At 55.9% G+C, this 2,565-nt stretch carries 3 protein-coding genes; all 3 read left to right on the plus strand.

Annotated elements, in window-relative coordinates; genetic code table 11:
• Positions 1-199 (plus strand): hypothetical protein (locus tag AC1DTN_RS37135; RefSeq protein WP_477925073.1); only part of this gene is annotated, 199 nt, incomplete at its 5' end.
• Between the two features lie 239 nt (positions 200-438).
• Positions 439-2,100, plus strand: coding sequence for an alpha-amylase family protein (locus AC1DTN_RS37140; protein ID WP_113325624.1), 1,662 nt, complete (start codon positions 439-441; stop codon positions 2,098-2,100).
• A gap of 289 nt (positions 2,101-2,389) precedes the next feature.
• A partial coding sequence (locus tag AC1DTN_RS37145; RefSeq protein WP_477925075.1) for a helix-turn-helix domain-containing protein occupies positions 2,390-2,565 on the plus strand: 176 nt, incomplete at its 3' end.

The following is a 2,565-nucleotide window of genomic DNA, read 5'->3' on the forward strand; positions in this document are numbered from 1 at the left end:
GCGCGCCGGTCGAACCGGTTTCCGCTGCGGACAGACTGCAGGACTGCAGGCGCAGCGGCGCTTTCTGGAAATGAAGCGGACCCGCATGCAGCCCGACGCGTTGGCTGCGGTGCCGCACGTTGCTGCTGATCCTGAGCCGACAAAGAACGACCTGATCCGCGCGGCGCTTCTCAAACGGCGGTCGTTGGCCGCAAAATAATCGGTCGGATCCGGCGCCGTGGCGGGACAGAGCGCATATGAGGCTTTCGTTGCGTTGCGGGCATTTGATCAACACGAACGTTGAACTCGATCTTCCGACGCCGGGATAAAAAACCTATCGCCGTAACAGCCGCGCGATACCCGATGTCGGCGGCCTCCAGGCCCATTCCTTACTCGCGATCGGAACCTTTCGTTCGGATACGCCTTCCGTCAGCATCTTACTCTGACGGGAGCTACACCTTGATTAACGACCTTTGGTATAAGAATGCCGTTGTCTACTGTCTGTCGGTAGAGACATTCATGGATTCCAACGGTGATGGCATCGGCGATTTCCAAGGATTGCAGCGACGACTAGACTATTTGGCCGGGCTCGGCGTCACCGCGATATGGCTGATGCCGTTCCAGACTTCGCCCGGGCGCGATGATGGCTATGACGTCTCCGACTACTACAATGTCGATCCGCGTTACGGCTCGCTGGGCGACTTCGTCGAGTTCACGCACGGCGCCAAGCAGCGGGGGATTCGAGTTCTCATCGATCTCGTCGTGAACCATACCTCGGACGAGCACCCGTGGTTCAAGGAGGCGAGAGCGAATAGAAACTCTCGTTATAGAGACTGGTACGTTTGGTCGAAGACGAAGCCTGAAAACGCAAACGAGGGTATGGTGTTTCCCGGCGTCCAGAAGTCGACGTGGACGCGCGACAAGGAATCCGGGGAGTACTTTTTCCACCGGTTCTACGAATTCCAGCCCGATCTCAACACGGCAAACCCGCTTGTTCAGGCCGAAATCCTCAAGATCATGGGCTTCTGGATCCAGCTCGGTGTATCCGGCTTCCGCATGGACGCTGTTCCTTTCGTAATCGCGGAGAAGGGTATTCAAGTGAAGAAGCCTAAGGAACAGTTCGACATGCTGCGAACGTTTCGGGAATTCCTGCAGTGGCGCAAGGGCGATAGCATCATCCTGGCCGAGGCCAACGTCGTTCCGAAGGAGAATTTGGAATACTTTGGAGATGACGGCGACCGTATGCAGATGATGTTCAACTTCCACGTCAACCAGGCGCTATTCTATGCGATGGCCAGCGCGGACAGCCGACCGCTTGTAAGGGCCATGCAAGATACAGAGCAGCGTCCGATGACCGGACAATGGGGTGTATTTCTGCGAAACCACGACGAACTTGATCTCGGTCGGCTTACCGAGAGCCAGCGGCAAGCTGTCTTCTCTGCCTTTGGGCCTGACAAGACCATGCAGCTATATGATCGAGGAATCCGGCGCCGACTTGCTCCCATGCTCGGTGGTGACATCCGTCGGCTGAAGCTCGCCTACAGTTTGATGTATTCGCTCCCCGGCACGCCGGTTCTTCGCTACGGCGATGAGATCGGAATGGGAGACGATCTCTCGCTACCCGAACGAAACTGTGCACGAACTCCGATGCAGTGGTCCGATGAGCCTCAAGGAGGCTTCACCAAGAGCGATAATCCGGTGCTTCCCGTCATTTCGGAGGGACCGTATGGATTCGAACATTTGAACGTCGCCTTTCAGCGTCGTGACAGTGAATCTATGCTGAATTGGACCGAGCGGATGATCCGCATGCGCAAGGAGGCACCCGAGATCGGCTGGGGGACCTTCAACGTCATCGATAGCGGCGATCCCGGCGTACTGATCATGCGCTACGAGTGGCGGAAAAACGTTGTGATGATCATACACAGCTTCCACGATAAGCCCGTCGAGATCACGTTCGCTCTCAAGGAGGACGACGACGCAAAGTCACTTGTCGACATCCTGGATGGTCACGATAGCCGGGCTGATGGCCAGGGAAAGCATCACATGGTGTTGGAACCCTATGGCTTCCGTTGGTACCGGGCTGGGGGACTGGACTACCTGCTGAAGCGCAGCGTCGTCTAGTAAAGAGCAGCAGGAGCTACCGCGTGGCGGCCTTTGATCACAGTACCCGAAGGTCTTCAGCCGCTGTTTTGCCTGAGCGTCGATCCTGCGTTGTTTCGAAACTGATCTTCTGACATCGTTAAGACCGGACAGACCAAAGCGCTCCGATATGGCGTACATTCATTTTGGTCCCACGGACTTCGGATGTTCCATAATATCTATTATGCGATACTAAAAGCACAAATGGTACATTCTATTTCCAAGTGCGACATGCCAGTAATTTCAATGGCTTCACTTTGGAGATTTTGGCATGTCGCTTTGCTATCAGCAGTTCACCCTCGCCGATCGTCGCCGTCTTTATCACCTCAGAGAGCGAAAGGTGCCAGTTGGCGAGATCGCCCGCCAGCTCGGACGTCATCGCTCAACGATCTATCGTGAGCTCAAGCGCAACACTTTCCACGATCGCGAGTTTCCCGAGTACACCGG

This window comes from Rhizobium sp. 01T444, assembly GCF_056398305.1.